The sequence below is a fragment of the Aeromicrobium sp. genome (genome assembly GCF_014378035.1).
GTDB lineage: Bacteria > Actinomycetota > Actinomycetes > Propionibacteriales > Nocardioidaceae > Aeromicrobium.
On sequence record NZ_JACMOM010000308.1, the window covers coordinates 1 to 2,449 of the forward strand.

Sequence of the window (2,449 nt, forward strand, 5' to 3'; positions counted from 1 at the left end):
CTCGCCCCCTCCCACCCCCGCTCGGTCACCGGCTCGCTGCGTTCGACTATCCACGCCGTCGTGCTCTGCTTGGCCACCAGCGCGAGCTCCCCGTCCGCGGTGCGCGCGATCTTGTCGACGTGGTTCCGGATGGGGTTGTGGGTGCTGTCGAGGCGGTATTCCTCCAGGGGCAGGCAGACGAGCTGCCCGTCGGTGACGATGATGCCGCACCGCACTTCCCGGCCCAGTGGGATGAAGGTCTCCACGAGCGCCTCGTCTGCATGGGCCAGCGCGGCTGTGAGAGCACCTTCGTAGTCCGCGCGCTCCCGCACGAGCTCCACGCCCACCGAGTTGTCTGCGTCCACGGGCTTGACCACCGCCGGAGGCTCGATCGAGGGTCGTGCCCCACGGCGGAGCAGTTCGCCCCCTGGCACCTGGACGCCCGCTGCGGCCACGACCGCCTTCGCCTTCGCCTTGTGGCTGGCCAGCGCCATCACGTCGGGTGGGTTGCCGACGTAGGGGATGCCGAGCACGTCGAACAGCGCGCGGTAGTGCGTCATCCCCGGGATGCAGAACATCTGGGGCACCATCACGTCGATCTCGAGCTCGGTCAGACGCTGGAGTGCCGCGTGGCACGACATCGGGCGGGCTGCGGCGATCGCCTCATCACCGAGACCGGCGGGAAACCGCCAGCGGCGATCGGGAGTGATGTAGGCGATATGGACCTCGTAGCGCACCGGATCCTCGGTGGCGCTGAGGCAATCGCCGGCGTAGAGGCGGGAGAGCTCGCAGTAGAACTCGCTGACCGCAGAGCCGACCAGGTGCAGGACGCGCTGCGACACTAGTCCCCGCCCGCCTCGACGAGCTTGCCGATGTTGAAGTCGATGCGGATCCACCCTTTGCGCAGGCGCAGGTTCTCGAAGAGCAGCCAGGGGATCTGTGCGTGGTGGACCATCAGGAAGGGAAGCGGATCGGCCCAGTCGAAGATCGCGTCCTTGCCGCGGACGATGGTCCTCATCCCCTGCGCCGTCGTGGTCGGGCGGGAGATCAGGCGCCACAGCTCGTGATAGAGCCAGTACGTCGGCCGGCAGGACTCGAGCGGCTTGACCTCCGGGACACCGTCCTCGAGGTAGGCCTTCGCCACGTCGGGCTGGTCGTAGAACATCGTGATGGCCGAATGGGTGCGGGGGTTGCACTCGATCGCGTAGAGGCGCCCGTCGTCTGCTCGGATGAAGTCGAAGGAGACCTGCCCGGTGAGCTGCAGGGCACCGACGAAGTGCCGCACCCACGCTTCTATCTCTGGGTCGTCGACCATCTCGTAGTTGATCTGGAACGCCGACGACGCACAGCAGCAGTGCAGTTGCAGCTCCCCGTGGCGCACCGTGCTGTGCGTGCAGTACTCCTGGCCCGAGATGAACTCCTGCATGACCCAGGGGTTGGCCGGGGAGATCGGCAGGGCTTGTACGAACGCCGCGGTCTCGAGCGGTGTGTCGCGGGGCAGCTCGGTCAGATCCAGCCGCCGGATGGGGTCGTAGGGGATGCTCTTGAGGATGAACGGCCGGTCGTAGGCGCCGAAGTCGAAGTCCAGGACCTGCTGCGGCTGGGTGATGCGGAAGGACGCGGGCACCGACAGCCCCAGAGACGCTGCGATGACGGAGAACGCGTGCTTGTCGTCCAGCTTGTCGACGGTCTCCAAGTCGCAGTGGACGACCTCGCAGGAGCCCGCGAGCACCGCCGCGGCCTCGGCGTCGAACCGGCTGGCGACCGGACTGCAGACCGGGACGTAGGCGTCGACGCCCTCCTTGCGCACGATCGCGAGCAGCGCGGGGGCGTAGCCCGGCGCCTCGGGCTTCGGCACGGTGTAGAAGCGATCGACAGCCCGGGAGAACCGGTGCCCGGTGAGCCGGTACTTGTGCGATTCGACCAGGATCACGCGATGACCCGCTCGGTGAAACGATCGGGCGAGCTGCAGCGCCTTGGTCATCTTGCCGCCGCTGATGAGGATCGTCTTGGGGGCAGGCGCGACCGCCCGAGGTGGCCTGACCACGAGCCCCCTGAGCAGCGCGACCACGGTCAGGGCGACGTTGAAGGGCAGTGCCAGGCACAGCAGCATGAGCGTCGCCGCGGTTCTCAGCGCCGTCAGCGGTGCCACGATCCCCTACACCCGGCGGATGAGCGTGAGGCCGTCGCGCAGCGGGAGCAGCACCTGCTCGACACGAGGGTCATCGGCGACGGCCTCGTTGAACGCGGCGATCGCGACGCCGTTGGGCGTCGGGACACCCGAGAGGTACGGCTGGCCCTGCATCAGCGTGTTGTCCGCGCAGATCAGCCCGCCGGGTGCCAGCAGGCCGCCATTCAGCACCAGGTCCAAGTAGTCGACGTAGCCCGCCTTGTCGGCGTCGATGAAGATCAGATCGAACGCCTGGCCGTCGGCGGCCAGCGAGGTGAGCGTCCCCAGCGCGGGCGCGAC

At 68.2% G+C, this 2,449-nt stretch carries 1 protein-coding gene and 2 pseudogenes; all 3 read right to left on the reverse strand.

The features are described 5' to 3' along the window. Positions 1 to 821 (reverse strand): annotated as a pseudogene (locus H7290_RS16065) (hypothetical protein); the annotation flags it as partial. After that, entirely contained in the window at positions 821 to 2,131 is a 1,311-nt protein-coding gene (locus H7290_RS16070) for a hypothetical protein (protein WP_290515031.1), read from the reverse strand. The pseudogene H7290_RS16065 and the gene H7290_RS16070, both read right to left, overlap by 1 nt. 6 nt (positions 2,132 to 2,137) lie before the next feature. Beyond that, a pseudogene (locus H7290_RS16075) lies at positions 2,138 to 2,449 on the reverse strand (SAM-dependent methyltransferase); the annotation flags it as partial.